The sequence below is a fragment of the Micromonospora orduensis genome, from assembly GCF_006228125.1.
Taxonomy (GTDB): domain Bacteria; phylum Actinomycetota; class Actinomycetes; order Mycobacteriales; family Micromonosporaceae; genus Micromonospora; species Micromonospora orduensis.
Genome location: NZ_VDFY01000046.1, coordinates 1 through 4,757 on the forward strand (window position 1 = coordinate 1; position 4,757 = coordinate 4,757).

A 4,757-nucleotide genomic window follows, 5' to 3' on the forward strand; every position below is an offset into this window, starting at 1 on the left:
GGGTTACCGGAGCCAGGGGAGCCGGCGCACGATCGGGAGGTTCGCCCAGTACCGGCCGAGGCCCCAGGTGTCACCGGCGTTGACCAGCGCCAGCACCGCGAGCACCGCGGCGTAGATCAGGTGGTCGTCCATGAAGGGGTTGTTCTCCGGGGGCAGTACGGCGGTCCACATCATGACCAGCAGCAGCCCGCCGGCCACCGCGGCGACCCGCATGCCGATGCCGAGCATCAGGGCGACGCCGATCCCGGCCAGACCGATCATGAACAGCCAGTCCGCCCAGGCGGCTCCGGCGATGCCGGCGTAGAGGTCCTTGAAGGGACCGGCAACGCCGAAGGTGAGGAACCCCTTGGTGGGGCTGCCACCGTTGATCCAGGCGTTCTTCGACTCGGTGGCCAGTCCGAGGCCGAACAGCTTGTCGAGGAACGCCCAGAGGAAGATCCAGCCGAGCGCCAGGCGGGTGCCGGCCAGGAGGTACCGGACGGCCCTCTCCCGGGCGCCGGCCGCCGGTGTGTTGGCGGTGGTCCGCTCGATCGTCGCGGTCATGGTCTCCACGTCCCTTCGTTGCCTCGCACCGCGCTTCCCGGTGGCATCTCCAGTGGACTCCCGTCGCGGCGTCCGCGGCAGGGCCGACCGGGCCACGTCGACCCGGGACCTTGGACCTGTTCGGGACCGGTCTCGTGCCTCTGACCGTGGCCGCCGTGCGGCCGTAGCGTCCGGTGTGGATGACGACAGGGAGGTCGTGATGAGGACCTGGCAGGTGGGTGACGTGATGACCCGGGAGGTCGCGACCGTGGTGGTCGAGACCCCGTACCGGGAGGTCGTCGACGTGCTGCTGCGCCGCAACGTCAGCGCGGCGCCGGTGGTCGACGGTTTCCGCCGGGTGCTCGGGGTGGTGTCCGAGGCTGATCTTCTGCACCGCATCGAACGGGCCGGCGAGCCGGCACAGCGGCGCGTCTTCGAGAGCCGCCATCGGCGCGATGCCCGCAGCAGGAGCGAGGCGTTGATGGCCGGGGACCTGATGACGGCGCCGGCGGTCACCACGTACCCGGAGGCGACGCTGGCGGCCGCGGCCCGGCTGATGGACCGCGAGCGGGTCAAGCGGTTGCCCGTGCTCGACGACCTCGGCCGGCTCGTCGGCATCGTCAGTCGGGCCGACCTGCTGCGGGTGCACCTGCGCTCCGACGCCGAGATCCGCGAGGACGTGGTGCAGGAGGTGCTGCGCCGGGTGCTCGCCGTGCGGGACGGCCTGGTCACCGTGAAGGTGCGCCACGGTGAGGTCGACCTCGCCGGCCGGCTGGACCACCGTTCCGCCGTCGACCTCGCCGGCCGGCTCGCGGCCCAGGTCAGTGGTGTCGTCCGGGTGACAAACGCGATCGCGTACGACACCGACGACACGGTCACCGATCCGGGTCAGGTGATGCCGGTCGCGTGATCGCCACCGGCGGTCGAGTTGGCCGGAGCGCCGACGTCGGCCGGGCTGCTCGCCTAGGCTCGGGAGCGGCCGGCCGGCGCGGCGACGGTGCGGCGCGGTGGTCGATGCCGGGGGGCGCCGGGTGGGTGAGGCGACGGTCGCGGTGCCCCTGTGGGCGTGGGGCGCGGTCGGCGGGGTGATCGCCGTGATGCTCGCGGTCGATGTGCTCGCGCACCGGGACAACCATGTCATCGGGTTACGGGAGGCGCTGCTGTGGAGCGGCGTCTGGATCGCGGCGGGCCTGCTGTTCGGGCTGGTCGTCTGGTTCGGCCTGGGCGCCGAGCCGGCCGTCGCGTACTTCTCCGGCTACCTGCTGGAGAAGGCGCTCTCGGTGGACAACGTCTTCGTCTTCGCGCTGCTGTTCGGGTATTTCCGGGTGCCGGCGGGCTACCAGCACAAGGTGCTGTTCTGGGGCGTCGTGGGGGCGCTCGCGTTCCGCCTGCTGTTCATCTTCGCCGGCGCCGAGCTGCTGGAGCGGCTGGCCTGGGCGGGGGTCGTGCTGGGGGCGTTCCTGGTGTGGACCGGTTGCCGGTTGGCCGTACGCGGTGAGCCGGACGTCGATCCGGAGCGCAACCGGATCGTGCGGCTGTTCCGGAGGGTGGTGCCCACCGACGCCCGCTACCACGGCGACCGGTTCACCGCCCGGGTCGGCGGGCGGCGGGTGGCGACCCTGCTGCTGGTGACGCTTGTCGCGATCGAGGCCACCGACATCGTCTTCGCGGTCGACTCGGTGGCGGCGATCCTCGCCATCACCACCAGCACCTTCCTGGTGTGGACGGCCACGGCGTTCGCCGTGCTGGGGCTGCGCAGCCTCTACTTCTGCCTCGCCGGTCTGCTGCGGCACTTCGCCTACCTGCGGTACGGGCTCGCCGTGGTGCTGGCCTTCGCGGGGTCGAAGCTGATCCTGGCCGAGACGCCGGTGGGCGAACTGCCGGTCTGGCTGACCCTCGCGGTGGTGATGCTGAGTCTGGCCGCCGCCATCGGCGCCAGCGTGGTGGCGGCGCGACGCGCCCGGTGACCTGCCGGGTCAGCCGGCGCGTACCGGCCGGGACAGCTGGTCGGCCAGCAGCGCGGGCGCCTCGGCCAGGGACGGGCCGTACCAGGTGAGGTGCCGACCGGAGAGCAGAGCGCACGGTACGCCGGGGAACGCCTCCGGCCCGTCGTCGGCGGTGAACCGGTACGGCTCGTCGGGCAGCACCACAAGCTCCGGCGATCGTGCGCGCAGGTCGGCGAGGGTCGGACGGGGATAGCGCTCGGGGTGGTCGTCGTAGGCGTTGACGACCCCGAGCCGGCGCAGCACGTCACCGGCGAACGTGTCGCCGCCGAGCACCACCCACGGCCGCCGCCAGACCGGCACCACCGCCCGGCGGGCCGGTGTCAGCGCGGGCGGTTCGGCCCAGGCTCGTCGCGCTGCCCGCAGCCACGACGGCTCGGCCGGCGCACCCAGTTCGGCCAGCAGTTCGCCCAGCTCGGTCAACGCGCCCGCGACGGTACGCGGATAGGTGACCCGTACCGGCACGCCGGCGGCCCGCAGCGCGTCCGCGTCGGCGCGGCGGTTCTCCTCCACGTTGAGCAGGACGAGGTCCGGCCGGAGCGCGCGGACCCGGTCCAGGTCGGGGTACTTGCTGCCGCCGACCCGGGCGACGTCGAGATCCCCCGGGTGGACGCACCAGTCGGTGGCGCCGACAAGCGTCCCGGGCAGGGTGAGCGCCACCGCCTCGGTCAGCGACGGCACCAGCGACACCACCCGCATCCCGCGTACCTCCGTCCGCCGCCCGTACCGATGATGCCCGCCGGGTCGGCACGACGCCGGTCAGGGTCGTCCGGGTGCGATCCGGGCGGTGACGTCGAGGTGCGCGGGCCGGCACCCGGCGGTCGCGGCGAAACGGCGGACCGCGGCGTGGACGTGCTCGCGTACGGCCCCCGCCCCGGCGTCGGCGGTCAGGTCCACCCGGATCCACACGTCGGGGTGGGGCGGCGCGCCGGTGAGCACGACACGGGCCGCTCCTACCGCAGGGTGGCCAATCAGGTCGCGCTCCAACGCCCGGGCAAGGAGGTCGGCCGCCAGCCGGGTGCGTCCCGGCCGGTTCCCGGGGCTGCTCAACGTGCCGCGCAGTGCCCGCTGGGGCCGACGCACCTCCCGGGCCAGGAGGCGCTGCCCGGCCAGTGCGGTCAGCAGTCCGGCGACGGTCGCGGCCAGGGTGCTCCACGGAGCGGCCAGCCGCCACGCGTCCAGCAGCCCGTCACCGAGCACCGCCGCGTCGGGATCGCCGCCCGGCGGCACGCCGAAACTGACCACCAGCGTGGTCACCCCGCCCGCCACCAGAACGAGCGCGACGATGGTCCACAACAGTCGGTGCGCGGCGTCGGTCATGTCGGCCGCCCGTACGGCACGACCCGGACCTCGATGCGGCCGGAGCGGGGCGGGGCGAGGCGGCGCAGTTCCTGGTGTACCGCGTACTCGATCTCCGCTCGGGCGGCCGGGTCGCCGGTGGCGCGCACCCGGGGGTTCCACTGCTCGCCGCGCCGGCGGATCCGCACCCGCGCCCGTCGTACGCCCGGCACGGTGCCGGCCGCGTCGGTCAGTCGGCGTTCCACGCACCGGCGGCGCAGGTACCAGCCGTCCCGCTCGCCTGCGTGGAGGCGGACAGGTGTCCAGCGGCGCAGTTGGGCGGCCAGGATGACCAGCCCCAGAAGGACGCCCCCGACGGCCACCGTCCGGACGCTCGGGTCGTGCCAGCGGGTGGTGGTCAGCGTGTCGTACCAGCCGACGGGGACGATCGCCGGTGCCGGGCGGTCCAGCGTGGCCAGCAGCGCCTGCGCGGTCAGCAGCGCGCCGCCGACGAGCAGGGCGGCGGACAGCGCCAGTGAGGCCGCCCGGTTGACGGTGCGCATGCCGTTCTCCGGCCGGTCGGCCGGTCGTGGCGGTGCGGCGCCGTCCGCGCCGGGGACGAGCAGGTCGTCCACCGTCACGGTGACGGCGGCGACGGCGAGCCCGGTGGCGTCGGCCACCCGGTCGGCGACGGCCGCCCGGACGGCCTCGGCGACGGCGGGCACGCTGTGTCCGTACGCGGTGACGAGGTGCAGGTCGAGGCCCACCGACTGGCCGCCCAGGCGGACGGTGGCCGGGCGGGCGCTCGCGACCCCCGGTACGCGGCCGGCCGCCTCGGTGGCGATCCGCGCGACATCCGCCGCCTCGACCGTGTCCCGCTCTCGCCGGTTCGCGCCGCCGCTTGCGCTGGTGGCGGTGCCGGTCTCCCCGTCGACGCGACACCACCGCCTCCCC

At 74.4% G+C, this 4,757-nt stretch carries 6 protein-coding genes; 2 read left to right on the top strand and 4 right to left on the bottom strand.

Translation table 11 applies throughout. From position 1 onward, the window contains the following. Positions 1 to 3: 3 nt before the first annotated feature. Positions 4 to 552, bottom strand: coding sequence for a hypothetical protein (locus FHG89_RS00470; protein ID WP_425280136.1), 549 nt, complete (start codon positions 550 to 552; stop codon positions 4 to 6). A gap of 190 nt (positions 553 to 742) precedes the next feature. On the opposite strand from FHG89_RS00470, the gene FHG89_RS00475 reads away from it, so the two are divergent. Together FHG89_RS00475 and FHG89_RS00480 are read left to right on the top strand one after the other, a co-directional pair. Then, the gene (locus FHG89_RS00475; RefSeq protein WP_139581889.1) at positions 743 to 1,432 is read left to right on the top strand and encodes a CBS domain-containing protein; all 690 of its coding nucleotides are present in this window, start codon (positions 743 to 745) and stop codon (positions 1,430 to 1,432) included. 187 nt (positions 1,433 to 1,619) lie between these two features. Further along, entirely contained in the window at positions 1,620 to 2,489 is an 870-nt protein-coding gene (locus tag FHG89_RS00480; RefSeq protein ID WP_208760816.1) for a TerC family protein, read from the top strand. 9 nt (positions 2,490 to 2,498) lie between these two features. Here FHG89_RS00480 and FHG89_RS00485 read toward each other — a convergent pair whose 3' ends face one another. The 3 genes from FHG89_RS00485 to FHG89_RS00495 form a co-directional block, all read right to left on the bottom strand. Further along, positions 2,499 to 3,224, bottom strand: coding sequence for a helical backbone metal receptor (locus tag FHG89_RS00485; protein ID WP_139581892.1), 726 nt, complete (start codon positions 3,222 to 3,224; stop codon positions 2,499 to 2,501). A gap of 60 nt (positions 3,225 to 3,284) precedes the next feature. Beyond that, the gene (locus tag FHG89_RS00490; protein ID WP_139581893.1) at positions 3,285 to 3,845 is read right to left on the bottom strand and encodes a hypothetical protein; all 561 of its coding nucleotides are present in this window, start codon (positions 3,843 to 3,845) and stop codon (positions 3,285 to 3,287) included. Continuing rightward, a partial coding sequence (locus FHG89_RS00495; protein WP_139581894.1) for a DUF6286 domain-containing protein occupies positions 3,842 to 4,757 on the bottom strand: 916 nt, incomplete at its 5' end. The genes FHG89_RS00490 and FHG89_RS00495, both read right to left, overlap by 4 nt.